Here is a 26,348-nt window from a genome sequence, read left to right as displayed (position 1 = left end):
CCGACATGATTGAAACTTCAACCGTCGTTCCGGTCGCCACAGAGCGGACGCGGGTGCGCGTGCCGATGCGCTTCGCCGACGGGTTCTCGACCACGGCGGATGTCGTCACGTTCGACGGACTGATCGACGGCCGCGAGCACCTGCTGCTCGGGCTCGGCGACTGGCGGGCCGCCCTGGAGCGCGCGGCCGACGGCGGCGACGCACCCCTCGTGCGTCCGCACAGCGAATGCCTGACCGGTGACGTGTTCGGTTCTGAGCGCTGCGACTGCGGCCCGCAGCTGCGTGAAGCCGTCGAGCGCATCGCCGAAGACGGCGGGTTCCTGCTCTACCTGCGCCAGGAGGGTCGGGGCATCGGCCTCTACGCCAAGCTCGACGCGTACGCGCTGCAGGATGCCGGCCTCGACACGTACGAGGCGAACGTCGCACTCGGCCGCGGAGAAGACGAACGCGACTACACGATCGCCGCGCAGATGCTGCAGGCGGTGGGCGTCGACAGCATCCGTCTGCTGAGCAACAATCCCGACAAGGCGGCACAGCTCGACGCCCTCGGCATCCGCGTCACCGAGCAGGTGGCCACCGGCGTGCACCTGTCGGACGCGAACCACCGCTACCTCGAGGCCAAGCGCGACCACACCTCGCACACGCTCGACCTGTCAGCCGCCTGATGAACGCGCAGCTGGCGAGCGAGCGGAGGCTCGACGATGCGGAGATGCAGACGTGGCTGCCGACCATCCGGTTCGTGCAGCTGCTGCCGCAGGTGCTCGATCGCACGCTCAAGGCCGAGACCGGGCTCAAGCACTCGCACTACGCGATCCTGGTGACCCTCGCAGGTCAGGGTGATCGCGCGATCCCGATGACCGAGCTCGCGCAGATCGCCGGGCTCAGCCGCTCACGACTCAGCCACGCGATCGACTCGCTCGAAGACCGCGGCTGGGTGACGCGCACCTCGTGCAGCAGCGACAAGCGCACGCTGACCGCTGCGCTGACGGATGCCGGTCGTGACCTGCTGCGAGCGGCGGCGCCCGTTCATGTGGCGCAGATCCGCGAACTGATCCTCGACCCTCTGACCGCAGAGGAGAGGGAGCAGCTCGGCACGATCTCGGCCAAGCTGCTCCCCGGCGTCGCCGCCGCTCTCTAGGTCACGCCTCGGGGATCTCGCGGCCGAAGGTCTCGAGCGTGACGTCCTCGGGCTCGGGGCCACGGCGCACACCGGTGTCGAGCGCATCGATCGCGTCGAGCTGGTCGGCGGTGAGCTCGAAGTCGAAGACGTCGAAGTTCTCGGCGATGCGGGCGGGACGCACCGACTTCGGCAGCGCGGAGCGGCCCTGCTGCAGGTGCCAGCGCAGCATCACCTGTGCCGGCGACTTGCCGTGCTCTGCGGCGATGGCCGTGAGCGTCTCGTCGTCGAAGACGGATGCGCCGGTGGGGCGGTAGGCCGTGATGCCGCCGATGGGCGACCACGCCTGGGTGACGATGCCGGCCGCGGCATCCGCCTGCTGCACCTCGCGCTGCTGGAAGTAGGGGTGCACCTCGATCTGGTTGAGCGCGGGGACGATGCTCGTCTCCGCCGCCAGCTTGTCGAGGTGCTCCACCATGAAGTTGCTGACGCCGATGGCGCGCACCCGACCGTCGGCGAGCAGGGTCTCGAGCGCCTTATAGGCACCCAGGGTGAGGTCGAAGCGGGTCGGCAGGGCCTGGTGCAGGATCAGCAGGTCGAGCTGATCGATCCCGAGCTTGCCCGTCGACTTCTCGAACGCGTGCAGGGTCTCGTCGTAGCCGAAATCGCTGATCCAGACCTTGGTCTCGATGAAGACCTCATCGCGCGCGATGCCGGTGCGGCGGATCGCCTCGCCGACCTCGCGCTCATTGCCGTAGGCGGCGGCGGTGTCGATCAGGCGGTAGCCGGTCTCGAGAGCGGTGCTGACGGCATCGACCGTCTCGTCCGGAGCGGCCTGGAACACTCCGAAGCCGAGGGCAGGCATCTCGATGCCGGTGTTGAGCGTGACGTTCATCGTCATACCTCCAGTGTGCGCGTCCGCTCACACGCGAGGGAGAGTCCACCAGTACCTCCCTTCGTCGCGACAGGGGGCGTACCGTCGCATACATGGACACCCGCAGCGAGGTGCGCGAATTCCTCTCGTCGAGGCGCGACCGCATCACCCCCGACCAGGCCGGCCTCCCCGCATTCGGCGGCAACCGGCGTGTGCCGGGGCTGCGCCGTGAAGAGGTGTCGCTGCTCGCCGGCGTCAGCGTCGACTATTACACCCGACTCGAACGGGGCGATCTGTCCGGCGTCTCCGACAGCGTGCTCGATGCGCTCGCCCGTGCTCTTCAGCTCGACGAGGCCGAGACCGCGCATCTGTTCGATCTCGCCCGCACCGCGAACGCCTCACCCGTCGCCCGCAAGCCGCGCAAGAAGGTCGAGACGCTGCGCCCCAGCATCCTGCGCCTGCTCGACGCGATGACCGAGGCGCCGGCGATCGTGCGCAACAACTACTTCGACTACCTCGCGGCGAACGCGCTCGGCCGCGCGCTCTATGCGCCCCTGTTCACGACCCCGGTGCCGAACAGCGCCCGCTTCGCCTTCCTCGACCCGGCCGCACAGACGTTCTACCCCGAATGGGAGCGAAACACCCAGGAGCTCGTGGCCGCGATGCGCGGCGAAGCGGGGCGCAACCCGTTCGACCGCAAGCTCACCGACCTCGTGGGCGAGCTGTCGACGCGCAGTGAGCGGTTCCGCACCCTGTGGGCGGCGCACAACGTGCGCTTCCACCGCAGCGGTGTCAAGCGCATCAACCACCCGGTCGTCGGCGAGATGGAACTCACCTACGAGGCGTTCGAGCTGCCGGCTGACCCGGGCCTGCAGATGTCGACGTACACGGCCGAGCCGGGAACGGCATCCGCCGACAAACTGCGGATGCTCGCGAGCTGGGCGGCGACCGACGCTGCCGATGGGACCATCGATGCGCCTTCAGAGCGCACCGAGGCCTGATTTCTGCTCTGAGCAGAACCGCTCGAATCGTGCGCTGACGGCGGATTATCGTGAGGCATGGCCGACCTCGTCCCGTTCCCTCGCGCACCTCTCTCTGCCCGCCCTCGTCCCAGTGAGCCCGAGCCCCTATGGCGCCAGATGGTCGGCGATCAGCTGCGCCGTCGACGACACGACCGGGACGAGACCCTGACCGAGACGGCAGGGAACGCCGGAGTCTCGCCGCAATACCTCTCCGAGGTCGAACGGGGACTCAAGGAGCCGTCGAGCGAGATGATCGCGGCGATCGCCGGGGCCCTCGACACCTCGCTGATCGAACTGACGAGCGCCGTGGCCGACGAGCTGCGCCAGGCGACGATGGCTCCGGCATCCGCTGCGGTGTCCGCCACCCGCGGGGCCTTCGCCCTCGCCGCCTGACGGCTCGTCTCGTCTGCCCGCCCCGTCTGAAGGTCCGTCCGTCTGCAGGTCCGTCCGTCTGCAGGTCCGTCCGTCTGCACGACTTCGGCACGGATGCAGGACCAGAACGGCAGAATCATCCTGCATCCGTGCCCCGATCCTGCAGACGAACGCCGTGACCCCTCAGTCCGCCCGCTCCCCCAGCACGGTGTCGACCAGACCGTAGTCCCGGGCGGCGGATGCCGTGAAGACGCGATCCCGGTCGGTGTCGGCGCGCAGCTCGCTCAGCGAGCGTCCGCTGTGCCTGGCGAGGATCGACTCCATGTCGGAACGCACCCGCACGACCTCGTCCGCCGCGAGGATGAGGTCGGGGATCGCTCCCCGCGACTGGCCCGCCGGCTGATGCAGCACGATGCGGGCGTGCGCGAGAGCTGCCCGCTGTCCCGGAGCCCCTGCCGCGACCAGCAGCGCCGCCGGCCCGATCGCCTGACCCACACACGTCGTCGCGATCGCCGGACGCACGTGCTGCATGGTGTCGTAGATCGCGAGCGCCGCCCCCGGATCGCCACCTTCGCTGTTGATGTAGAACTGGATGCCGGAATCCTGGCTGTCGGCATCGAGGTGCAGCAGCTGCGCGATCAACGCGTTGGCGACTCCGGCGTCGACGCCGGTGCCGAGATAGATGACCCGCTCGGCGAGCAGGTGCGAGTAGACGTCCATGACGCGTTCACCGCGCGGATGCTGCGCGATGACGTTGGGGATCGTGTAACCGCTCATGCGCCCGCACCCAGCCCGACCCGGGCCCGACGACGCGGCATGAGATCCGCGAGCGAGGCGACGATCTCGTCGATGAAGCCATAGTCCTTCGCCTGCTCCGCCGTGTACCAGCGGTCGTGCAGCGAGTCCTCGAAGATGCGCTCCACGGGCTGTCCGGTGTCGGCCGCGATCAGCCCGAGCACGGTGTCGCGCATGTGCCTCAGGTCGTCGGCCTGCGTCTCGAGCTCGCCCGCCGAGCCGCCGATCCCCGCCGAGCCCTGATGCATGAGGATGCGCGCGTGCGGGAGCGCCCTGCGCTTGCCCCTCGCCCCGGCTGAGAGGAGGAACTGCCCGGCGCTGCACGCGAGCCCGAGTGCGAGGGTCAACACGTCGTTCGGCACGAGGGTCATGAGGTCGCGGATCGCGAGCATCGCCGGCACGGAACCACCGGGCGAATGGATCCACAGGGCGATGTCGGTCGTCGGATCCTCCGCCGAGAGGGTGAGCAGCTGCGTCATGAGCAGCGTGCCGTTGTCGTCGTCGAGGGCGCCGTCGAGCACGAGCACCCGTTCGTGGAACAGTGCCCGGCGGGCCTCGGGGCCGAACTGCGGGATGGGGTTGTCTTCGCTCATGGCCCCAGCATCCGCCGCCGTGTCGGAGTGCGGGCGAGTATCCGCTCGCGGCAGATCGGCCCAGAGCAGATAGGCCCAGAGGAGATCGGCGCCAGCAGATCCACCCGTGCAGATCGGTTCGGCATCCTCGCGTAACACCCCCGACTCACGCGGCTCCTACCCTCGAAGCATGGCGAAGCAGAAGACACCCGAGTGGCAGTGGTCCGAAGACGGCATCAACTTCCGCACCCGCAAATGGGTGAAGCCGGAAGACCTCAACGCGAACGGATCGCTGTTCGGCGGCAGCCTGCTGAAGTGGATCGACGAAGAGGCCGCGATCTACGCGATCGTGCAGCTGGGCAACTATCGGGCCGTGACGAAGCACATCTCCGAGATCAACTTCGAGGCCTCAGCCGTGCAGGGCGACCTGATCGAGATCGGCCTGCAGGCCACGCACTTCGGCACCACGTCTCTGACCATGCGCGCCGTCGCCCGCAACATGATCACGCGCAAGCGCATCCTCACGATCGAGAAGATCGTGTTCGTGAGCCTGGACGACGACGGGATGCCGACGCCGCACGGATACGACGAGATCACGTACAACCGCGATCGGATGCCGACCGAGCGCATCGCCACGGGGACGATCCGCCTGCCCTAGCCGCGGCTCCCGCCCGCTCGTCCGCCCGTGTGCGGGCCTCCGTTCAGGAGGCGATCTCTCGCACCGAAGGACCAGGCAGTGGATTCGGTCCTTCTGAGCGAGGGATCTCCTTCCGCAGGTGCGGGGGTCAGAGGCCGGCGTCTGCGCTCGGTGCGAGGATGGAACACGTCTGCCGAGCAAAGGAGCCCAGAATGAGCCGCAGCGCCACCGCAGCCACGACCGCGATCAGAGAGATGCGCGACTTCCTGTTCGCGAACGCGACGGACTACGCCGCGGCACGCGAGGGGTTCGCCTGGCCTGCGCCCGCTGAGTTCAACTTCGCGCTCGAATGGTTCGACGTGATCGCCGGCGAGTCGCCCGACCGCCCGGCGGTGCAGATCGTGTCAGCCGACCTCAGCCTCGAGTCGTGGACCTACGGAGAGCTGTCGAGCCGCTCCGACCAGGTCGCCGCTTGGCTCACAGGACTCGGCATCGGGCGGGGCGACCACGTCATCGTGATGCTCGGCAACACCATCGAGCTCTGGGAGGTGATGCTCGCCATCACCAAGGTCGGCGCGGTGTCGATCCCCACCTCGACGCTGCTCTCGGCATCCGACCTGGCCTACCGCGTCGACCACGGACGCGCCCGCGCCATCGTGACGCTCGGCGGCCTGGCCGAGCGCATCACCGACATCGACGGCGACGTCCTGCGCATCGGGGTGGGCGAGGGCATTCCGGCCGGGTGGACGCGCTTCGACGATTCCGCCGACGCTCCGACGACCTTCGAGCCCGACGCCGCGACCCCCGCCGATGACACGGCTCTGCTCTACTTCACGAGCGGCACGACCAACCGTCCGAAGCTCGTGCAGCACACCCACGTGTCGTACCCGATCGGGCATCTGTCGACCATGTGGTGGCTCGGTGTGCGCCCCGACGACGTGCACCTGAACATCTCGTCGCCGGGTTGGGCGAAGCATGCGTGGTCGAGCTTCTACTCGCCCTTTCTCGCCGAGGCGACCGTGTTCGTCTACAACTACGACCGCTTCGACGCGAACACCCTCATGCAGGTCATGGACACGCATCATGTCTCGACGTTCTGCGCGCCGCCCACCGTGTGGCGGATGCTGATCCAGGCCGACCTCGGGCGCTTGACCCACCCGCCGCGCGAGCTCGTCGGAGCCGGCGAACCGCTGAACCCCGAGGTCATCGACCGGGTGCAGGAGGCGTGGGGAGGCACGATCCGCGACGGCTTCGGCCAGACCGAGATGACGGCCTGCGTGGGCAACTCCCCCGGTCAGGTCGTCAAGATCGGATCGATGGGACGACCCCTGCCCGGATACCCCGTCGTGCTGCTCGACCCCGCGACCGGTGAGCTCGCCGAGCACGAGGGCGAGATCGCGCTCGACCTGGCGCATCCTCCGGTGGGGCTCATGGCCGGGTACTACGACGACCCCGAGAAGACGGCCGAGTCGCGCGTCGGCGGATACCACCACACGGGCGACATCGCCCAGCGGGATGCCGACGGCTATCTGACCTACATCGGCCGGGCGGACGACGTGTTCAAGGCGTCCGACTACAAGATCTCGCCGTTCGAGCTCGAGTCGGTGCTGCTGGAGCACGACCTCGTGATCGAGGCGGCTGTGATCCCGAGCCCCGATCCGACGCGGCTCGCAGTCCCGAAGGCGTACGTGTGCCTGCGCCCCGACGCGGCCGGCTCCGACGCCGAGGCCGCGCGATCGATCTTCGCCTACGCCCACGACCGGCTGTCCTCGCACCTCTGGGTGCGGATCATCGAGTTCGTGCCCGAGCTGCCCAAGACGATCTCCGGCAAGATCCGCCGGGTCGAACTGCGCGCCCGAGAGGCCGAGCGCGTGGCCTCAGGAGACGAGGCCGCGCAGCACCGGGATCGCGACTACCGCTGAGTGCGGCTCAGCCTGCGAGCGCAGGCTGACTGCCGGTGCTCGGCGCTTTCGTGGAGCGCGCCGGGACCGTCGGCTCGGGCGCGTCGACGACAGCCTGGATCCGCGCGGCGCGGGCGACCTCACGGGCAGGCTCGCCCGCGTTGACGATCCCGCGTGCGACGGCTCCGATCACCAGCATCGCGACGAGCACGATGCCGGACACGAGCAGCGGCGTCCACTGATTCGCGAACGATGCCGTGGTGCTGAGCATCGCGCTCGGGATCCACAGTCCTACCGCTCCGCCGGCGAGACCCGCCGCTCCGCGCATGATCGCGACTCCCGCCACGATCGCGCACAGCGCCGCGAGCACGGCCCCCACCACTCCGATCGGCACCAGTATCGATGCCAGTTCGCTTGCCACCCTTGACGATGTCATCACGACCCCCCGGTCCGCGGAACCTCCGCATCACCAACATTACGAAGTGTCGGCATTCTGGGCATCCATCTGAAGGATGATGTTCCTCAACCGTGACGCGTTGCTCAGCGGCGCTTCAACCGTGCGAACCGGGACCTCTTGACCACTCGCACCGGCTGGGTGACGACCGCGTCGACGACCATCGAGCCGTCGGTCGGACCGATGATCGCCATCGCCGACGTCTCGGTGGACTCGATCGGGTCGACCGGCATGCGGGCGAGCGACCGGTGAGCGCGCACGTACGCGGGCACCAGCAGCACGATCGCGCCGAGCCAGGCGAGAGGGTTGCTGAGCGCGACGCCCTCGAATCCGATGAGCGCGCCGAGCACGACGGCCGCTCCCACGCGCATCACCAGCTCGATCACGCCCGTGACGGTGGGGATGAGGGTGTGGCCGAGGCCCTGCAGCGCCCCGCGGAGCACGAACAGCACACCGAGGGCCCAGTACCCGCATCCGTTGATGATCAGCATGAGGTGCGCGAGTCGCACGACCTCGTCGGACCCCTCACCGACGAACAGGCGCACCATCGGCGTGCCGAACGCGATGATGATGACGCCGAGTGCGATGCCGGCGGCGATCGCCATCCAGGTGCCCTCGACGACTCCTCGACGGATGCGGTCGGGGCGGCGCCCGCCCAGGTTCTGCGCCGTGTACATCGACGACGCGAGGCCCAGCGACGAGAGGAAGGCGACCGCGAGGCCGTCGACGCGGGATGCCGTCGTATAGGCCGCGACGGCATCCGAGCCGAGCGTGTTCAGCGCAACCTGCACGGTGAGCGTGCCGATCGCGATGATCGATGCCTGGAATCCCATCGGCAGACCGAGGCGCAGGTGCTCCCTGAAGTCGTCGCGGGTGACTCGCCAGTCGGCGCGACGCAGGTGCAGCATCGGCAGGCGACGGCGCACGAACTCGAGGCACAGTGCGACGGAGACGGCCTGGGCCACGACGGTCGCGAGGGCTGCGCCGCCGACTCCCCACTCGAGCGGACCGACCATCAGGATCACGAGGCCGACGTTGAGCGCGCACGAGACGGTCAGGAAGATGAGCGGCGTGCGCGAGTCGCCGATCGCCCGGATGATCGCCGAGAGGTAGTTGAAGAACATCGTCGCGCTCGCGCCGATGAAGCTGATCTGGGTGAAGACCGTCGCCTCGGGCATGAGCTCGGCCGGCGTCTGCAGCAGCTCGAGCACGGGTCGGGCGATCAGGGGCGCGACGATCGTGAGCACCACGCTCGTGATTCCGGTCAGGATCACGCCGGTCGCGACCGAGCGGCGCACGGCGGCACCGTCACCCGCTCCGAACGCCTGCGCGATGGGGATCGCGAAACCGCTGGTCAGACCCCAGGCGAAGCCGATGAGCAGGAACAGCAGGCTGCCGGTGGCGCCGACGGCTGCGAGGGACTCGACGCCGAGGTGCCGGCCGACGACGACGGCGTCGGCGAACTGGTACATCTGCTGCACGACGTTTCCGAGCAGCAGGGGAATGGAGAACGACAGGATGACACGCCACGGACGGCCCGTGGTCAGAGAGGTGGCCATGAGAGAAGAGGCTCGCAGAACTGGGGGATGATCGGGGGTCGTACCAGGCTATCGAATCGATTCGGTTGGATGCCATCCCCGATCGCCAAGTACGGTCGGAAGGATGCCGCAGCGGGACGCGGCACGGAACACCGGAGGTTCGAGCGATGACGACAGAGAAGACAGGCGGATCCGTCGGGGTGGACGGATCGGCCGACGGCGACGAGCAGCACCTGAAGCGGGCACTGAGCAACCGGCACATCCAGCTGCTCGCGATCGGCGGCGCGATCGGCACCGGCCTGTTCATGGGCAGCGGCAAGACCATCTCGGTCGCGGGCCCCTCGGTCATCTTCGTCTACATGATCATCGGCTTCATGCTGTTCTTCGTCATGCGGGCGATGGGCGAGCTGCTGCTCTCGAACCTCAAGTACAAGTCGTTCAGCGACTTCGCCAGCGACCTGCTCGGCCCGTGGGCGGGGTTCTTCACCGGATGGACGTACTGGTTCTGCTGGGTCGTCACCGGAGTCGCCGACGTGATCGCGATCGCCGGCTACACGGATGCGCTGTTCCCCGGCATCCCGTTGTGGATCCCTGGCGTGCTGGTGATCGTCATCCTGCTCGCGCTGAACCTGCCCACCGTCGCCGCCTTCGGCGAGATGGAGTTCTGGTTCGCGCTCATCAAGATCGTGGCGATCGTGGCGCTCATCATCACGGGTCTCGTGATGATCTTCACCGGCTTCCAGCACGATGCGGGCACGGCGAGCTTCGCGAATCTGTGGGATCACGGCGGCATGTTCCCGCACGGGTTCATGGGCTTCGTCGCCGGGTTCCAGATCGCTGTCTTCGCGTTCGTCGGCGTCGAGCTCGTCGGCACCGCCGCGGCCGAGACGAAGGACCCCGAGAAGAATCTGCCGAAGGCGATCAACGCGATCCCGATCCGCATCCTGCTCTTCTACGTCGGCGCCCTCGTCATCCTGATGGCCGTCACGCCGTGGACCGAGTACGTCGCGGGCGAGAGCCCCTTCATCGCGATGTTCGCTCTCGCGGGCCTCGGCATCGCCGCCACCGTCGTGAACCTCGTCGTGCTGACCTCTGCCATGTCGAGCGCCAACTCTGGCATCTACTCGACCTCGCGCATGGTGTTCGGGCTCGCACAGGACGGCGATGCGCCCCGGCTGTTCGGACGCCTGTCGAAGCGCCGCGTGCCGCAGAACGCCCTGTTCCTGTCGTGCATCCTGCTGCTGTCGGGTGTCGTGCTGCTCTACGCCGGCAAGGACATCGGCACCGCGTTCGACATGGTCACCACGGTCTCGGCGGTGTGCTTCATGTTCGTCTGGACGATCTTCCTGTGCAGCTACCTCGTCTACCGGCGCCGGCGGCCCGAGAAGGTCGCCGCATCGAGGTTCCGGATGCCGGGCGGCATCTTCATGGTCTACGTCGTGCTCGCGTTCTTCGTGTTCATCCTGTGGGCGTTGACGACACAGCCCGACACGCTGACCGCGCTGCTCGTGACTCCGATCTGGTTCGTGCTGCTGCTCGTCGCGTGGCTGTTCGTGCGGAAGTCGCAGAACCACCTGACCCGGCACGCCGCGCACATCGCCTACCTGCGCGACGACTCGGCGGAGTAGTCGCGACGGCTCGGCGTTCACAATTCAGCATGAGCCGGCCGATTCCTGACGAATCGGCCGGTTCTGCTGTGTCCGGGACTGCTCGTGCTGAATCGTGAACGGCGGCTGCCTGTGGGAGGTTCCGACAGGCCCTCCCTCGGGGCCGTCAGCGCGCGTAGCGTCGGCCCTGACGAAAGGACTCGACATGCACACTCGCACACTCGGACAGGGCCTCGAGGTCTCGGCAGTCGGACTCGGCTGCATGGGGATGTCGCAGAGCTACGGACCCAACCCCGGCAGCCGCGACGAGATGATCGGCGTGCTGCGGTCGGCTCTCGACCTCGGCGTCACGTTCTTCGACACCGCGGAGGTGTACGGGCCCTATGTCAACGAAGAGCTCGTCGGCGAGGCGCTCGAGCCGATCCGCGACCAGGTCGCCATCGCGACGAAGTTCGGGTGGCGCATCGAAGACGGCAAGAGCGTCGGGCTCGACAGCCGCCCCGAGCAGATCCGCCGCGTCGCGGAGGCATCGCTGCGGCGCCTGCGCACCGATGTGATCGACCTCTTCTACCAGCACCGCGTCGACCCGGACGTGCCGATCGAAGACGTCGCGGGCACGGTGTCGGAGCTGATCGCCGAAGGCAAGGTGCGTCATTTCGGGCTCTCCGAGGCCTCGGCATCCACCATCCGACGCGCGCATGCCGTGCAGCCGGTCACCGCGCTGCAGAGCGAGTACTCGCTGTGGACGCGCGATCCCGAGCGTGAGGTTCTGCCGGTGCTCGGTGAGCTCGGCATCGGCTTCGTACCCTTCAGCCCTCTGGGCAAGGGGTTCCTCACCGGCACCGTCGACCAGACCACCTCATTCGCAGACGGAGACATCCGCGGCACGATCCCCCGCTTCAGCGAGGAGAACCGGGCGGCGAACCAGGCCCTCGTGAGTCACGTCACGGCACTCGCCGAGGCGAAGGACGCATCGTCCGGCCAGATCGCGCTGGCCTGGCTGCTCGCCCGCGAACCGTGGATCGTGCCGATCCCCGGCACCCGCCGCACCTCGCGCATCGCCGAGAACGCGGGAGCGGCGGCCGTGGCGCTCTCGGCAGACGAGATGGCGGATCTCGACCAGCTCGCCGCTCGCGTCGGGGTGCAGGGCGACCGCTACAACCCGCAGCAGATGTCGTTCGTCGACCGGTGAGCCCGCGCTCCTACCCGGCCACGAAGACTTGGCGGAACCGGGCCCAGCGGCGCTGGACCTCAAAGCCTGACCTCTCATACTGCACCGATTTCGCGGCAGTCACCCCGGTGCTCACCGAACGGGTGCCGTCCCTCGTCGAGCGCAAGACGCTGAGCAGAGCGCGAGCGACTCGCGCACCGCCGTCACCGCCTCCAGGCCCGACAGAGAGGCACTCGATCCAGAGATCCTCCGGATCACCAGGCCAGCGGTAAGCGATGGCGAAGCCCTCCGGAAGTCCGTCTCGCCACGCCATCACGCTATCCCTCCGGCTGACGAACGGAGAGTTCCACACAGCGAGAAGATCACGCTCCGCATGGTCGACATCGACTCTGACGCCGTGCGCGCTGCCGTAGATGGCTGCAGCGAGCGGAAGATCTGACTCGTCCAGCAGGCTCAGCGCCACGCCATCCGGGAGGCTCACCCCGCCGAGCTCGCGTGTCGGCGCAGTCATCTCGACGAAGTCCTCGGCGACGAAGCCTCGCTCGCTCAGGATGTGACGCAACGCGTCATCGCCGACCCCGTCGTCGATGATCACCTCGATGATCCGGGCGTCCAACTCCTCGATCCCCGCGTCGCAGAACCAGTCGATCAGCGCTCTCCCCGCTCCGCGTCCTCGATCACCCACCAGAACTCCTCCCCGAAGATCGGCCACGAGGTGACCATCTCTCCTCTGCGGGCTGACCGCGACGCAACCCACCGGTCGCCGTCCGCAATACGCGACAGCGACGTCGACGTCGACCAGAGAGTCCAGCTGGCGCGACATGGCGCCCTCGCCGATGACGCCAGTCGTGCGAAGAAGTTCCTCATGCTCACCGAACTCGCGCGTGTCGAGAAGGCGCACCGAGAGCATGTTCAGCGCCTCCCACCCATGGCGGCGTCCACAGCGTGGACGAGCAGAGCAGAAATCTCGAGGCCCGGAGCGTCGTGTCCGTCCGGCAGGAACTCCACGACATCGATCCCCACGACTCTCCGCGATCCGAGTACCGCGACGAGCACGTCGATAAGCTCCCCCCATCGCACACCACCCGGTAGGGGTGTGCCCGTGGCCGGCATGTGTGCGGGATCGATGACATCGACATCGACCGTTACATACCACGGGATATCAGCGGCGATGGTGCGCAGCAGCGACTCCGCGCCCGCGTCGACCCATGTCCGGCCAGGCCACACGTGATGCGAATCGAGCGTCTCGGGATCGACTGAGGTGAGCTGGCGGATGCCGCACTGGACGATATGCGCGACCCTGTCATCCCCCGCGCTCCAGTTGAGGAAATTCCCGTGGTGCAGACCCTTCATGTCGCCCGACGCGGGATGGGAGAGATCGTGATGGGCATCGAAGTGCAGCACTCCGATGGAGCCGACGCTATCAGCCACCCCGGCGATGAGTGGCGCCGAGATCGAATGGTCTCCGCCGAGGGCGACGAGCAGTTTGCCCGCGCCGGCGATCCGCCCGGCCAATACCCGCGCGTCGTCAAGTTGCCTCCTGCCACCCCCGCCAGGGTCGGGCAGGATGTCGCCCACATCTCTCACCCGCACAGACTCCATCACACGCTTCCCGCGAACGGGGTCGTGCATACCCCTAGGCGGCTCGGCCGCCTGGAAGACGCTCCTGCTCACGCTCCGAATACCCTGAGGGCCGAATCTGGCTCCCGGCCTGTACGTGACTCCACCGTCAAAAGGGACCCCGACGACGATAACGTCGGCCTCACCGGCGAGCGCGGATCGCACCGAGACGACGGGGGCGCCGAACAGGCCGACCCGCGCGGCGGTCTCCCACTCGGCTCTCGACTCATCCACGAGCACTCCGGCATCGATCAGCCGCTCGATCGCGGCGACGATCACTTCCCGCTCGGCCGAGGCAGAGAACGCCTCGACCACATGTTCGACCAGCTGGGGCACCGCGAACTTCTCGACGGCACGCAAGGACGCTCCGCGGAGGGTCACTCGTGGTCCCGCGGTGCCCCAAGTGAAGTCCGCGCGGTCGAGCCCCTCGATGCGCACGACGGCGTCAGGACGCAGAACAAGGCGTCGTCCGTCAGAGCGATTCACGCCACGACCCCCTCCGAGATGCGCCAGAGATGCGCATAGCGTCCGTCCAGGCCGACGAGATCAGCATGGGTGCCGACCTCGACGATCCGCCCGCCCTCCATCACCACCACACGATCGGCATCTCGCGCTGTCGTCAAGTCGTGCGCGATCTGGAGCACCGCGGCTGCGGGGAGCGACGCAGCGACGCCGAGCTGGAGATCGCGCGCAGCGCCCGCCGACAACGCTGCTGTGACCTCGTCGAGTACGAGAAGCATCGGTCCCGCATAGAGCACCCGAGCAAGCGCGATCTGGCGTGCCTCGCTCGGGCTGAGCTCCCGCTCGCCATCCGAGAGTTCCGTATCGAGTCCGTCTTCCAAGCTGCGGGCCCACGACGCGCCGACGGCGTCCAGACTCGACCACACGCGCTCGTCGTCGACGTCCGCATCGGCGTCGCCCAGCGCGACGTTCACGCGAAGTGAGTCGGCGAACACGTAGTCTTCCTGGGCGACCATCGCCACCGTGCCGTCGCCGGGGATGATGGGCCTGCCGTCGAGAGCGATCGTCCCCGCGGACGGTTCGAGCGCACCGACGATCATCATCCCGAGCGTCGACTTGCCGGCGCCGGACGGGCCCACGATGCAGATGCGTTCCCCGGGATGGATCTCCAGGCTCACGCCGTCGACCGCGCGGTGGCCGCCGGGATACGTGTAGGTGACGTCGCGCATCTCGAGGAGCGGTTGCGCCGCGTCCCTCGCACCTCGTTCCTCCGTCCGCTCCTGGCCACGGGTTCCGGGGACACCGAGGATCCGTCCGAACGCCACCATCGCCGACTGCGCCTCTCCGAACCAGTAGATGACATCGTCCAGAGGGAGCACGATGGTCCGCATGAACAGGGCGATGGCCGCGACTTCTCCGATCTGCGCCGCTCCCGTTCCCACGAGTGGGATCCCTACGGCGAGCACGGTCACGACAGGCAGGTGATAGCCCAGCTGGACCGCGGGGAACCATCTCGCCTCCAACCGCAGCGGTCGGCGAGAGGTCGCGTCGGCACGATCGACGGCCCGCTGGAAGCGCCGTCGTCTCACGTCGGACAACCCAAGGAGTGAGACGGTCTTCGCGCCTCGTACAGTCTCGGTCGCTTCGGTGATCAGTGCGGCTTTGGCCTCTAGCTCCGCCTCATATACCTCGGGCGCCCGCCGCACATACCATCGCGTAGACAGAACGATCAGAGGGAGTCCGATCACCGTCCCGAGAGCCACCAAGGGGTTCACGATGAAAGCCACGGCGATCGTGACCACGGTGGTCACGACTCCCACGAGCGTTTCCGGCACGCCCGTGCGGGCCACCTCGTGCACCGCATCGAGATCCGAGGTCGTGCGCGACAGGATCTCGCCGGAGTCCAGCGCCTCGACCATAGTCAGCGGCAGGTCGAGCACATCGCGGAAGAAGCGTGATCTCAAGGTGGCGAAGACTTCCTCGCCGAAGGCGAAGGCGACCCGCGATGCGAAGAAGCCGACCATCCCACCCACGAGGAGCGCGGCGACCAGGAGCAGCACGACGTTCCAGAGCGGAAGCGGGTTCTGAGCCAAGTAGCCGTCGACCACCGCGCCCAGAAGCATTGGAGGAACGAGCCCGAGCACCACCGCCACCCCCTGAAGTGCGGTCGCACCGACGAGCATGAACCACCGCGGTCGCACGAGGTCCGCGAGTCCGTGCCGCAGCGCGGCTCCCCGCAGGCGAGGGAGATGGCGAATCACGTCGGTCACATCGTCCTCCCGAGTTCGGCCACAGCGGCGGCACTTTCGTCGAAGGCCGTGCTTTCCGTGATGACGATCGTCGTGTGCGCGCGTCGTCGGCTGGCCACGCGCTGCGCGGTCTCCGCCTCGGTGGCGACGTCGAGGGCCGACGTCGGTCGGACGAGAACGAGCGAGCAGGGATCTCCCAGCAGACTGCGCGCGAGTATCAGCCGCTGCCGCTGGCCCCCGGACAGACGTCGTCCTCCCTCGCCGATGACCTCATCGAGTCCGTCGTCGAGCCGCTCGACGACGTCGTCGGCCGCAGCCGCGTGGATCGCCGACACGATGGTCTCGTCGTTCGCCTCGCCTCGCGGATCGACGAGCTCGCGGATCGTTCCCGAGAAGATCGCAGGGTTCTCGTACTGGACGCGCGGCTTGCCGCCAGAGGTATCGACCTCGGCGCGGCGCGCGACTTCGTCGGCAGACATGTCGGCGAGATGATCGACGACGGCGTCCTCCCCGGGGTGGAGCACCGACAGCCGTCGCGCGGCGATGGCCGTGGGATCCAACCGGTCGGCGTCCACCGCGGCGATGACATTCGTGGGCTCCTCCGACGGCGCCGTCACCTCGGCACGACGCCGTTCGGCCACGCGCGCTGCTGAGCGCACCTGCAGGACTGTCGCGGTGGTGTGGATCGGCCCGACGAGATACGCCGACGCGGCGTAGAACGTCACGAGCGCGGACGGCTCGAGCGCTCCGGCCTCGAGAAGCGCTCCCCCTGCGGCGATCAGTCCCACCAGCATCACTCCGGGAAGGAGCACGCCGACCGAGAGCAGCACCGCTTCCGCTGTTGCCAGCCGGAGGCCCTCTGCCTGCGCTCGGCGATTCTCGCGTTGCAGACGCGCGAGGAAGGATGCCCTCGCACCGACCGCCCACAGCGAGCGCAACCCGAGCGCGATGTCAGAGCTCATGGCGGAGATACGACCGACGCGGTCCCTCAGCGCCTCCTGCCGCGCCTCCAACGGCGCGGAGGCCAGTTGCGTGATCCACATGAACAGCGGAACGCCGACGAGCACGATCAGCGCGAGCGGAATGGACAGCCACAGCAGGTAGACGGCGACGATGACGAGGCCGACCATCGCAGCCGCCCACCGCATCACGGCGATCGGGTAGCCCGCGATCCGCGAGATGTCCGAGCCGAGCACCGTTCCTACATGCGACGCGCCGACGGACCTCTGCGTCTCTGCGGTGATCGCCTCGCCGACCTCTGCGCGCATGGCCGTCTGCCGCTGGATCATCCACCGTCCGCCGACGACGTGGCGAGCGACGTTGCACGCGACAGCCAGGACGACGGCGACGGCGAGTGCGCCAGCGAAGAGCAAGCCAAGTCCCGTATCGGTGAGTGCGGCACCGAGCGCGGCACCGAGCAGAAGCGGCATCAGTGACTCGAGCACGGTACCCGTCAAGAGCAGGAACAGGAAGGCGAACCCGATTCCGGAGAGTCGGCTCTCTTTCGAAGATCTCACGTCAGAACGACTTCTTTCAGCGACGGCATCGCGCGACGCATCGCGGCGAACGAGGGGTAGGCGGAGAGGTGGCGCATGACGTCGACGAGCGCCCCGAGCGACGGGCCGCTCCGCGATCCGACGGCGACCTTGAACAGCCCGACGGCGTCAGCCGCACGGGGGATGATCGTCTCATAGCGTGTGCCTCGAAACCCGAAACTGGATCCGTGGGCAACCGCCGCGTCAGTTCCCTGACGGACGCGAACCAAGCATGCTCGAGATATCCGTACGGATGTCTCGGATGTCTGCGCTCTCTGCATCCGATTCGTGAACCACGATCCCGTCGTCCCATCCGGACGCAGTCTCGAACAGCTCAGCGAGACTCTGCTCCAAGTTGGCGATGTTGCTCATATTCCCCTCCCTCCTGTCATCTAGGGTCTCCGGTCGTCCCCCGCCAGGGACTCGATTCATTCGTGAACGGCGCCGCGATAGGAACTCAGCTGTCGGCCCGCGGGGAGGGTGATCTCACCCAGTCGGTCCACTACACCCCCCAGCCATGCGGAAAGTCGTCGCCCATCGTGTCCAAGCTCGCGATCCAGCTCTCCCGAGTCAATCGCCCGCGCGAACACATCAGCCCTCGCCCACGCCAGGGCCGCCCGCTCGATCGCCCGCTCCTCGTCCGCCAGACCGTGAAGATACATGCCGAGGTACAACAGCACCTGGTGCGTGTACACGTGAAAAGCCGCGAAACTGCGATCTGCGCCGAAACTGCGCACTTTGTCGGAACCAAAAGACCAGGGCACATGAACCTGGTCGCTTTGCGCGTCATCGTAGTCGGCGCGCACCAGAGTGCGCGCCAGACTAATGTCGTTGAGCTTCTGATGCAGGCTTTCGTGCAATAGAAATTCGGCGGCGGACTCCAAAACGCGTAACGCCTCTTGATTGATGAAGACGAAGAGGGCGGCCGAGCTTGCGTATCCGCTGCACAACGTCGCTTCGGTAGAGAACGCGCCGACGCGGGACACGCACGAGAACGCGTCACCGGCGATGCGGGGCGCCGCAGCCGTAGCCAATGAGGTCGCGCTGCGGACAGCTTCGGCGAGCGCGGGATCGTGCTCGGCATGACGAAGCGCGACCGGCTCCCCGTCGAGCACCGTGCTCGCAGTGAACCGCTCCAGCGCTCCCCCACTGGAGCCCGGAACTCCCCAGTCCTCTGCCAGCCGCGGGCCGTCAGCGGGACGAAGCTCTCCCCCGTGGACCTCTGCGCGTCGATCCGCATAGGACTCGAGCTCCGCCGCGCATCCAGCCAAATCGCCCGCGAATGCAGCTCTCAATCCCGTGTCGAGATGTGATCGTCGCAGAGATTCAGTCCCGGGCGCGAGCGACGGCAGAACGATCTCCGGGTCGATACCGGTCGCCTGGGCGCAGATTCTGCCCGCTCCGCGATAGTAGGCATCGGCGGTCCCGCTGATGTGGCTGCCCACGCCGAAGGTCCCGCTGGTTAAGACGCCCTCGCAGTGGTCGACCACGGTCGCGATGCGATCCCGAACGTCTAGGAGTGCGCTTCTCCCGGCCGCCGAGGTCACGCGACCAACCCCTTCAAGCGAAGCGAGTCGAGTCGATCACGGACGAATGACCGGGCTTCCTCGCCCTCGCCGATCCGACCGGATGAAACGTTCGTGACGTGCGTTGCGATCTCCACCTCGGAGCGACAATCTGCGAGCTCGTAGATCCACCAGCTCAGTCGATCAAGAACGCACACGCGAAAAGGATCGGAAGAGAAGAAGAATGCCGCCGACATATCGGAGAATGGTTCGATATACCAGTTCCCGATCCTGATGGGACTGTCGACGATGACCTCATTTGACACTAGACCCCCATTGGTCAATGCCGATCACGCTAACACGGATTCTTGTATTCCCATTCGCCGACCGGAATATAGCAGCCACCCGCCGACTCCCGAAGGTTTCGCCGGTCCAGTATCGTCCTGGGAGCAGCTGAAGCACCGGTCGGCGCGAGGGGACCGCGTAGGCGTGGCCGAGGGCAGCACTATCCTGGGGCGGATGATACCCGCGCGTTCCCATCCGGCCACGATCGCCGCGGGCGTCGCGAACGAGATCGTCATCAAGAAGTCGCGATTCATCGCGACCGTCGAGCCGGTCGCCTCAGTCGACGAGGCCGATGCCGTGATCGCCCGCCTCCGCAAGCAGTGGTGGGATGCCCGGCACAACTGCACCGCGATGGTGACGGGGCTTCTCGGCGACCAGGCGCGGTTATCGGATGACGGCGAACCCTCCGGCACTGCGGGCATCCCGATGCTCGACGTGTTGCGGCGTCGCGAGCTGACGGACGTCGTGGCCGTCGTGACCCGCTACTTCGGCGGGGTGAAGCTCGGAGCGGGCGGTCTGGTGCGCGCCTACTCCACGGCCGTGTCCGAGGCTCTCGATCTCGCAGCGCTCGTACGGCGGCAGTCACTCACGCAGGTGACGATCGATGTCGCCCATGCGGATGCCGGACGCTATGACAACCTGCTGCGCGACTGGGCGGGACATCACGGAGCTACCCTCGGGGATGCCCGTTACGGCGCCGTCGCGACGTTCGAGGTCTGGGCCCCGGCAGACGAGCTGCCCCGGCTCGCAGACGATCTCGCGGCGGCATCCGCCGGTTCCGTCGTGCCGGTGACCGGCGTGGAGCGCATCGTCGACGTCCCCGGCTGATCCACAACAGCGCCCGGATATTCTGGATGACGCGATCTCGGAAGGAGAGCGATGTTCGACAGCCCGCTCTCGGCTTCCGCCTACGAGATCCTCGGGGTGGACCCCACCGTCGACGACGGCGAGCTGCGGCGCGCCTATCGTCTGCGACTGCGCCAGACCCACCCCGACACCGGAGGGGACGCGGCCGTGTTCATCCAGGTGCAGCGCGCGTGGGAACTCGTCGGCACGCCCGAGGGCCGCGCCGCCTATGACCGTCGCTCCGGCGCCCACCCCGGCATCCCCGCCGAACCGGAGTGGAACGGCTGGCGGCCGCAGTCGGCGACCCGCACCGACACGCGTCCCCGGGCGCGGTCGTACGGCCACCCCGGCGGATGGCGTCGAGAGCGCTACCTCTCACTCATCCGCGAGTGGGCCGGCCGTGGCGTCGAGGTGCCCGATCCCTACGACCCGGCGCTCGTGCGATCAGCGCCGCGAGACCTGCGACGGCTGCTCGCCGATGCCCTCGCGGAAGAGGCGACGGCCCGCACCGTCAGCGCCCTCGGAATGGGATTCACGGTCTGGCACGACGTCGCGACCGGCGCCGACCCCGACGACAAGCTCGACCACGTCGTGCTCAGTCCGTCGGGTCTCTACGGCGTGATGTCGGAGGACTTCGGCGGCGTCGTCGGATTCCGCCGCGGCGAGATCACCGGCCCGAGCCTCGGCACACGCGCGCCCGTCACCGCGGCGCTCGGCCGCATGCGCACCGTCGCGAAGGCCGCCAAGGTGAAGTTCGGCGGTCTGATCATGGTGCTCCCCGACGACGACCTGGCACAGGCCGTCACGCCTCTGGGCAGCAGTCGCGGGGTGCCCGTCGTGGTCGTGCGGCGCAGCGCCCTGGCGATGGTGCTGCGCCAGGGAGTGCCCGGCGCACGAGCGATCGGCGGCAACGAACTGTTCGACGTCCGCACCCGACTGCAGCAGACCGTCACCTTCGTCTGACCCTGGTCGCGCCCTGTGGCATCCGTCCGGCCCTCTTGACGGGCGTCGTCAAACCGGTTTACACTCGCTGCACCCGCACCTGTCAAACCGGTTAAACCGACGCCTGGCGAAGATGCGGACGATCAGCCCGATGTTCCACGAGGAGGTGGCATGAGCCGCACGACGATCGCCGACGTCGCCCGCGAGGCGGGAGTCACCAAGGCCACCGTCTCTCACGCGATGAGCGGCAAGCGCCCCATCTCCGACGACACCAGGGCGAAAGTGCTCGCCGCCGCGGAGAAGCTGAACTGGGTGCCGAGCCAGAGCGCCCGCGCGCTGGCCACCCAGAAGGCCAACGCCCTCGCCGTCGTGCTGGCCCGCGACCCCGAGGTCATCGCGAACGACTCGTTCTTCCCCGCGTTCATCGCCGGCGTCGAGTCCGTGCTGGCCGAGACCGAGACTGCCCTGATCCTGCAGGTGGTTCCCGATCGGGCCGCAGAGGAACGCGCCTATCGCTCGCTCAGCCACGGGCGGGCCGACGGCGCCCTGCTCCTCGATCTTCGGAACGACGACTGGCGCGTGCCGCTGCTCGAAGAACTCGGCCTGCCGGCCGTGCTGGTCGGCGCCTACGAGCAGCCGACCCGCTTCTCGTGCGTACGCACCGATGACGACGCCCCGGTGCGCGAGATCATCGCCCACCTGCGCGCCGAGGGGCATGAGCGCATCGCGCACGTGGCCGGTCCTCTCGACTACGTGCACTCGCGGGTGCGGGCGGATGCCTACATCGACGCCGTGGGCGGAGACGCACTGCTGCGCGAGGGCGACTTCACGGCATCCAGCGGTCGTGAGCGCACCGCCGAGCTGCTCGCGCTTCCCGAGCGACCGACCGCGATCCTCTACTCCAACGACACGATGGCGATCGCCGGGTTGTCGTACGCCCGCTCGAGCGGACTCAGCATCCCCCGCGATCTCGCGATCGCCGGCTTCGATGACGACCACCTCTCGGCCCACCTCTCCCCTGCGCTCACGAGCGTCTCGTCGGGTCCTGCCGCACGTGGCCGCGCGGCAGCCCGCCTGCTGCAGGCCGACATCCTCGGCGCCGAACCGCGCACCGAGGTCGTCGACTGCAACGTCGTGCACTTCCGGGAGAGCACCACCCGCTAGACGATCACCCGAACCATCGCGTCAAGGAGGACAACATGAAGAAGAAGATCCGCGCAGCAGCGCTCTTGGGAGCCGTCGCACTGGTCGCCACCGGATGCTCGTCAGGAGGCCGGGGCGGCGACGCCTCGGCCGACGGCACCGGCTCCATCGACATCTGGCTGTCGAACAACGAGCAGGAGGTCGCCTGGGGCACCGCCGTCGTAGACGCCTGGAACGCCGAGCACCCCGACGAGAAGGTCAACGCCCAGGAGATCCCCGCGGGCTCGTCGTCGGAAGAGGCCATCACCGCCGCGATCACCGCCGGCACCGCACCCTGCCTCGTCTACAACGTGGCCCCGGCCGCCGTCTCGGGCTGGGTCAAGCAGGGCGGACTCGTCGACCTCAGCACCATGGAGGGCGGCAGCGACTACATCACCGAGCGCGGAGGAGAGGTCGACTCGTATGCGACCGACGGCAGCTTCTACCAGCTGCCCTGGAAGTCGAACCCCGTCATGGTCATGTACAACAAGGCGCTGTTCCAGGCCGCGGGCATCGATCCCGAGGACCCGCAGATGAACACGTACGACGCGTTCCTCGAGGGGTCCAAGGCGATCGTCGCCTCCGGTGTGCAGAGCGCCATCTGGCCGGCTCCGACGAGCGAGTTCTACCAGCCCTGGTTCGACTTCTACCCGCTCTACCTCGCCGAGACCGACGGCACCATGCTCGTCGAAGACGGCAAGGCGACGGTCGACTCGGATGCCGGCCGCGAGGTCGCCGAATTCTGGAAGACGTTCTATGACGAGAAGCTCTCGCCGAACGAGGCGTCGACCGACGATGCGATGTCCGCCGGCACCACCGCCATGCAGCTCGCCGGTCCGTGGGCGATCCCCTCGTACGCCGAGACCGTCGACGTCGGGTTCATGCCGGTCCCGACCAGCGACGGCCGCGAGAACCCGACGACCTTCGCCGACTCGAAGAGCGTCTCCATGTTCACCGCGTGCGAGAACCAGGGCACCGCATGGGAGTTCCTGAAGTTCTCGACGAGCGTCGACAGCGACGGACAGCTGCTCGAGGCCACCGGTCAGATGCCGATGCGCACCGACCTCACGGAGACCTACGCCGACTACTTCGATGCGAACCCGAACTACGTCGCGTTCGCCGAGCAGGCCGAGGCGACGGCCGATGTGCCCAGCATCCCGAACTCCGTGGAGGCCTGGCAGGCGTTCCGCGACGAGTACTCCGCCGCCGTGATCTTCGGCAAGGAGTCGATCGACGACTTCCTGAAGAACGCCACGACGAAGATCGACGACCTCGTCGCCGAGTGATGAGTCTGCGATGACGCTCCGAGACGACGCCGTCGCGGACGTGGCCGGGGGCACTTCAGCCCCGGCCCCGTCCGCGGGCCGGCCACCGAGGGCGCGGTTGCGCACCCGACTGCTGGGTGCGCAACCGATCGGCGGCCTGTTCGCCCTGCCGTACCTGGTCTTCGTGCTGGCGATCTTCGCGTTCCCGCTGGGATTCGCGGTCTACATCGCCTTCCACGACTACTTCTTCACCGCCCCCAACGTCGAGGTCGAGCGACCGTTCGTGGGCTTCGACAACTTCGTGACCGTGCTCACCGACCCGAGAGTGCTCGGTTCGTTCCGCAACACCCTGATCTTCCTCGTCATCAACGTGCCGCTCACCGCCGTGCTCTCGCTCGTGCTGGCCGCGGCGCTGAACACCGGCATCCGCTGGGTCGCCGCCTACCGCGTGGCGTTCTACGTGCCGTATCTGACGGCCAGTGTCTCGCTCGTCGGCGTGTGGATGCTGCTCTTCTCGGGCAACGGTCTGATCAACACGATCCTCGGCCCGCTCGCCCCCGATCCGTCGTGGCTCGTGAACAGCGGGCTGGCGATGCCGATGATCGCGCTCTACGTCACGTGGAAGCAGCTGGGCTTCTACATCCTGCTGTATCTCGCGGCGCTGCAGAACGTGCCGAAGGAGCTCTACGAATCGGCCGAGACCGACGGCGCGGGAGCATTCTCCCGATTCTGGAACGTCACGGTACCCGGCGTCCGTAGCGCCACCACGCTCGTGCTGATCCTGTCGATCATCACCGGAGCCAACCTCTTCACCGAGCCCTACCTGTTGACCAACGGCGGTGGCCCCGACGGCGCCTCGTCGACCCCCGTGCTGCTGATCTACCAGCTGGGCATCCAGCAGCAGAACCCCGACACCGCGGCAGCGATCGGCATGATCCTCGTGATCCTGGTCGGGATGCTGTCACTCGCCGCCAACCGCGCGACCAGGGAGCGATGACCATGAGACGCACGCGTTCACTGCCCCGCATCCTGAGCCTCATCCTGCTCACGGTCGCGGCCATCGGCTTCGCCTTCCCGTTCTACTTCATGCTGGTCGGGGCCTTCCAGGAGAATCCGACGAACTCGCCCAGCGAGCTCTTCCCGACGAGCGGGTGGACGGTCGACAACTTCCTCGCGATCGACTCCCGCATCGACCTCGCGGGCTCCCTGCTCAACTCGCTGATCTTCACGGCGGGTGTGCTGCTGGGCACCGTGGTGTTCGGGCTGCTCGCCGGATATGCGATCGCGAGGCTCGACTTCCGCGGCCGTGGCGTCATCTGGGTGCTCATGCTGCTCGTGCAGATGGTGCCGTTCCAGCTGCTGATGATCCCGCTCTACGTGCAGATCACCCGCAACTACGGGCTCGGCGATTCATACATGGGCATGATCCTGCCGTTCCTCATCAACACGACCGCGGTGTTCATCTTCGTGCAGTTCTTCAAGGCGCTGCCCGTCGAGATCTTCGAGGCGGCGCGCATCGACGGAGCCGGCGAGATCCGGCTGCTGACGTCCGTCGCGATCCCGCTGATCAAGCCGGTACTCGTCACGGTGGTGCTCGTCACGTTCATCGGCCCCTGGAACGAGTTCCTCTGGCCGTTCCTCATCACGAAGGACGCGTCGCTGCAGCCGCTCGCCGTATCGCTCGCCAACTACATCTCGAACGTCGCGCAGTCGACGGCGAATCCCAACGGGGCCATCCTCGCCGGCGCCACGGCGCTGGCGTTCCCCGTCGTCATCCTGTTCATCGTCTTCCAGCGGTTCTTCCGAGCCACCGACCTCGGCGCCGCCGTCAAAGGCTAGCCAGAAAGGCACCCCATGTTCACCGGAGCAACCTTCCCCCTGGGCCCCTTCGTCCCCTACGAGGCCAATCCCATCCTTCGACCGAAAGGCGACAGCTGGGAGTCGGCCAATCTCTACAACCCGGCCGCGATCGTCGACGGCGACGAGGTCGTGCTGCTCTATCGGGCGCACGCCGACGACATCGTCTCGCACATCGGCATCGCGCGATCGAGCGACGGCGTGAACTTCACCCGCGAGGACGCGCCGATCCTCTCCCCCTCAGAGGACTACGAGCGCTTCGGATGCGAGGACCCGCGCATCGCGCTGATCGACGGCACCTACTATCTGACCTACACGGGATGGGACCGACGCAGCGCCCAGCTCTGCCTCGCCACCTCGACCGACCTGCGCACCTGGACCAAGCACGGCCCGCTGTTCGACGACTTCGACACGTTCAAGACCATGGATCCGCGTGGGTTCAACTGGTCGAAGGCCGGCGTGATCGTGCCGCAGAAGATGCACGGCAAATGGTGGATGTACTTCGGCGAGGGGGCGATCTACTGGGCGACCAGCGACGACCTCATCCACTGGACGCCGGGCACGGCCGACACCGACCCGATGTACTCGCCGACCCCGGGCACCTGGGACGAAGCGCTCGTCGAGATCGGCACCTCGCCCGTGCTCGCCGACAACGGACTGCTGGTGTTCCTCACCAACGGCGCGACGAGGGTCGTGCATGACGACGGATCGGTCGACGTCGACTACCGGTGCGGGCAGATCGCGATCGACCCCGACGAGCCGACGAAGGTGATCGCCCGCCTGCAGGAGCCATGGCTGAGGCCGCAGACATTCGAGGACATGAACGGCCTGGTCTCGAACGTCACGTTCGTCGAAGGACTCGTGAAGTTCCGAGGCAAGTGGTTCGCCTACTACGGGCAGTCCGACACGACGCTGGCCGTCGCCATCCACGATCCCGCGCAGCCGTGGGGCCGGGCACTGAGAGACACGAACGAGGAATGA

At 67.6% G+C, this 26,348-nt stretch carries 26 protein-coding genes; 15 read left to right on the top strand and 11 right to left on the bottom strand.

What is annotated here, in order from left to right; genetic code table 11:
• Positions 1 to 5 precede the first annotated feature (5 nt).
• Together ribA and LQZ85_RS11900 are read left to right on the top strand one after the other, a co-directional pair.
• A complete protein-coding gene (gene ribA / locus LQZ85_RS11905; RefSeq protein ID WP_053098152.1) occupies positions 6 to 665 on the top strand; it encodes a GTP cyclohydrolase II in 660 nt (219 codons plus the stop codon).
• Positions 665 to 1,138: a MarR family transcriptional regulator gene (locus LQZ85_RS11900; protein WP_053098153.1), complete on the top strand. Its 474-nt coding sequence runs from the start codon at positions 665 to 667 to the stop codon at positions 1,136 to 1,138. The genes ribA and LQZ85_RS11900 overlap by 1 nt, the downstream gene beginning before the upstream one ends.
• A gap of 1 nt (position 1,139) precedes the next feature.
• On the opposite strand, the gene LQZ85_RS11895 is transcribed toward LQZ85_RS11900, so the two are convergent.
• On the bottom strand, positions 1,140 to 2,012 hold the full coding sequence (locus tag LQZ85_RS11895) for an aldo/keto reductase (protein ID WP_230100952.1): 873 nt from the start codon (positions 2,010 to 2,012) through the stop codon (positions 1,140 to 1,142).
• A gap of 92 nt (positions 2,013 to 2,104) precedes the next feature.
• On the opposite strand from LQZ85_RS11895, the gene LQZ85_RS11890 reads away from it, so the two are divergent.
• On the top strand, positions 2,105 to 2,992 hold the full coding sequence (locus LQZ85_RS11890; protein WP_053098155.1) for a helix-turn-helix transcriptional regulator: 888 nt from the start codon (positions 2,105 to 2,107) through the stop codon (positions 2,990 to 2,992).
• 138 nt (positions 2,993 to 3,130) lie between these two features.
• Positions 3,131 to 3,406: a helix-turn-helix transcriptional regulator gene (locus LQZ85_RS11885; protein WP_230100911.1), complete on the top strand. Its 276-nt coding sequence runs from the start codon at positions 3,131 to 3,133 to the stop codon at positions 3,404 to 3,406.
• 162 nt (positions 3,407 to 3,568) lie between these two features.
• On the opposite strand, the gene LQZ85_RS11880 is transcribed toward LQZ85_RS11885, so the two are convergent.
• Positions 3,569 to 4,162: an ATP-dependent Clp protease proteolytic subunit gene (locus LQZ85_RS11880; RefSeq protein ID WP_056275458.1), complete on the bottom strand. Its 594-nt coding sequence runs from the start codon at positions 4,160 to 4,162 to the stop codon at positions 3,569 to 3,571.
• Positions 4,159 to 4,773 (bottom strand): ATP-dependent Clp protease proteolytic subunit, encoded by a 615-nt coding sequence (locus LQZ85_RS11875; RefSeq protein ID WP_230100910.1) that lies wholly within the window; start codon positions 4,771 to 4,773, stop codon positions 4,159 to 4,161. The genes LQZ85_RS11880 and LQZ85_RS11875 overlap by 4 nt, the downstream gene beginning before the upstream one ends.
• Positions 4,774 to 4,942: 169 nt before the next feature.
• Here LQZ85_RS11875 and LQZ85_RS11870 point away from each other — a divergent pair, with 169 nt between their 5' ends.
• The gene (locus tag LQZ85_RS11870) at positions 4,943 to 5,410 is read left to right on the top strand and encodes a hotdog domain-containing protein (RefSeq protein ID WP_072592111.1); all 468 of its coding nucleotides are present in this window, start codon (positions 4,943 to 4,945) and stop codon (positions 5,408 to 5,410) included.
• 191 nt (positions 5,411 to 5,601) lie between these two features.
• The gene (locus LQZ85_RS11865; RefSeq protein WP_230100909.1) at positions 5,602 to 7,311 is read left to right on the top strand and encodes an AMP-binding protein; all 1,710 of its coding nucleotides are present in this window, start codon (positions 5,602 to 5,604) and stop codon (positions 7,309 to 7,311) included.
• A 7-nt stretch (positions 7,312 to 7,318) separates the two neighbouring features.
• On the opposite strand, the gene LQZ85_RS11860 is transcribed toward LQZ85_RS11865, so the two are convergent.
• Both LQZ85_RS11860 and LQZ85_RS11855 read right to left on the bottom strand, forming a co-directional pair.
• Complete coding sequence (locus tag LQZ85_RS11860; RefSeq protein ID WP_150115131.1) at positions 7,319 to 7,711, bottom strand: hypothetical protein; 393 nt, start codon at positions 7,709 to 7,711, stop codon at positions 7,319 to 7,321.
• 119 nt (positions 7,712 to 7,830) lie between these two features.
• Positions 7,831 to 9,303, bottom strand: coding sequence for an MATE family efflux transporter (locus LQZ85_RS11855; protein WP_072592114.1), 1,473 nt, complete (start codon positions 9,301 to 9,303; stop codon positions 7,831 to 7,833).
• A 146-nt stretch (positions 9,304 to 9,449) separates the two neighbouring features.
• On the opposite strand from LQZ85_RS11855, the gene cycA reads away from it, so the two are divergent.
• Positions 9,450 to 10,910, top strand: coding sequence for a D-serine/D-alanine/glycine transporter (cycA, locus tag LQZ85_RS11850; RefSeq protein ID WP_053098162.1), 1,461 nt, complete (start codon positions 9,450 to 9,452; stop codon positions 10,908 to 10,910).
• A gap of 184 nt (positions 10,911 to 11,094) precedes the next feature.
• Complete coding sequence (locus LQZ85_RS11845; protein WP_056275472.1) at positions 11,095 to 12,081, top strand: aldo/keto reductase; 987 nt, start codon at positions 11,095 to 11,097, stop codon at positions 12,079 to 12,081.
• Positions 12,082 to 12,091: 10 nt separating this feature from the next.
• On the opposite strand, the gene LQZ85_RS11840 is transcribed toward LQZ85_RS11845, so the two are convergent.
• The 6 genes from LQZ85_RS11840 to LQZ85_RS11815 all read right to left on the bottom strand — a co-directional run bounded on the left by LQZ85_RS11840 (position 12,092) and on the right by LQZ85_RS11815 (position 18,972).
• Positions 12,092 to 12,970 (bottom strand): hypothetical protein, encoded by an 879-nt coding sequence (locus tag LQZ85_RS11840; RefSeq protein WP_056275475.1) that lies wholly within the window; start codon positions 12,968 to 12,970, stop codon positions 12,092 to 12,094.
• Between the two features lie 2 nt (positions 12,971 to 12,972).
• Complete coding sequence (locus tag LQZ85_RS11835; RefSeq protein WP_230100908.1) at positions 12,973 to 13,995, bottom strand: arginase family protein; 1,023 nt, start codon at positions 13,993 to 13,995, stop codon at positions 12,973 to 12,975.
• Positions 13,996 to 14,162: 167 nt separating this feature from the next.
• Positions 14,163 to 15,911: an ABC transporter ATP-binding protein gene (locus LQZ85_RS11830; RefSeq protein ID WP_056275479.1), complete on the bottom strand. Its 1,749-nt coding sequence runs from the start codon at positions 15,909 to 15,911 to the stop codon at positions 14,163 to 14,165.
• On the bottom strand, positions 15,908 to 17,407 hold the full coding sequence (locus LQZ85_RS11825) for an ABC transporter ATP-binding protein (protein WP_056275481.1): 1,500 nt from the start codon (positions 17,405 to 17,407) through the stop codon (positions 15,908 to 15,910). The genes LQZ85_RS11830 and LQZ85_RS11825 overlap by 4 nt, the downstream gene beginning before the upstream one ends.
• Positions 17,404 to 17,655 carry a hypothetical protein gene (locus tag LQZ85_RS11820; RefSeq protein ID WP_056275482.1) on the bottom strand — a complete coding sequence of 84 codons (252 nt, stop codon included), beginning with the start codon at positions 17,653 to 17,655 and terminating at the stop codon, positions 17,404 to 17,406. Before LQZ85_RS11820 ends, LQZ85_RS11825 begins: the two co-directional genes overlap by 4 nt.
• Positions 17,656 to 17,853: 198 nt before the next feature.
• Positions 17,854 to 18,972 (bottom strand): hypothetical protein, encoded by a 1,119-nt coding sequence (locus tag LQZ85_RS11815; protein WP_056275485.1) that lies wholly within the window; start codon positions 18,970 to 18,972, stop codon positions 17,854 to 17,856.
• Positions 18,973 to 19,449: 477 nt separating this feature from the next.
• On the opposite strand from LQZ85_RS11815, the gene LQZ85_RS11810 reads away from it, so the two are divergent.
• From LQZ85_RS11810 to LQZ85_RS11780, 7 genes are all read left to right on the top strand, one after another.
• Entirely contained in the window at positions 19,450 to 20,103 is a 654-nt protein-coding gene (locus tag LQZ85_RS11810; protein WP_230100907.1) for a YigZ family protein, read from the top strand.
• Positions 20,104 to 20,154: 51 nt separating this feature from the next.
• Complete coding sequence (locus tag LQZ85_RS11805; RefSeq protein ID WP_053098165.1) at positions 20,155 to 21,084, top strand: DnaJ domain-containing protein; 930 nt, start codon at positions 20,155 to 20,157, stop codon at positions 21,082 to 21,084.
• Positions 21,085 to 21,234: 150 nt separating this feature from the next.
• A complete protein-coding gene (locus tag LQZ85_RS11800) occupies positions 21,235 to 22,227 on the top strand; it encodes a LacI family DNA-binding transcriptional regulator (RefSeq protein WP_056275491.1) in 993 nt (330 codons plus the stop codon).
• A 35-nt stretch (positions 22,228 to 22,262) separates the two neighbouring features.
• Positions 22,263 to 23,531 (top strand): extracellular solute-binding protein, encoded by a 1,269-nt coding sequence (locus tag LQZ85_RS11795; protein ID WP_056275494.1) that lies wholly within the window; start codon positions 22,263 to 22,265, stop codon positions 23,529 to 23,531.
• 10 nt (positions 23,532 to 23,541) lie between these two features.
• Entirely contained in the window at positions 23,542 to 24,507 is a 966-nt protein-coding gene (locus tag LQZ85_RS11790; protein WP_082586444.1) for a sugar ABC transporter permease, read from the top strand.
• A gap of 2 nt (positions 24,508 to 24,509) precedes the next feature.
• Positions 24,510 to 25,349 (top strand): carbohydrate ABC transporter permease, encoded by an 840-nt coding sequence (locus LQZ85_RS11785; protein WP_053098169.1) that lies wholly within the window; start codon positions 24,510 to 24,512, stop codon positions 25,347 to 25,349.
• Between the two features lie 15 nt (positions 25,350 to 25,364).
• Positions 25,365 to 26,348: a glycoside hydrolase family 130 protein gene (locus LQZ85_RS11780; RefSeq protein WP_053098170.1), complete on the top strand. Its 984-nt coding sequence runs from the start codon at positions 25,365 to 25,367 to the stop codon at positions 26,346 to 26,348.

This window comes from Microbacterium sp. Bi98, assembly GCF_918698045.1.
Lineage (GTDB): Bacteria > Actinomycetota > Actinomycetes > Actinomycetales > Microbacteriaceae > Microbacterium.
The sequence above is the reverse complement of the archived record's forward strand: the minus strand, read 5'-3'. Positions and strand labels throughout refer to the sequence as shown.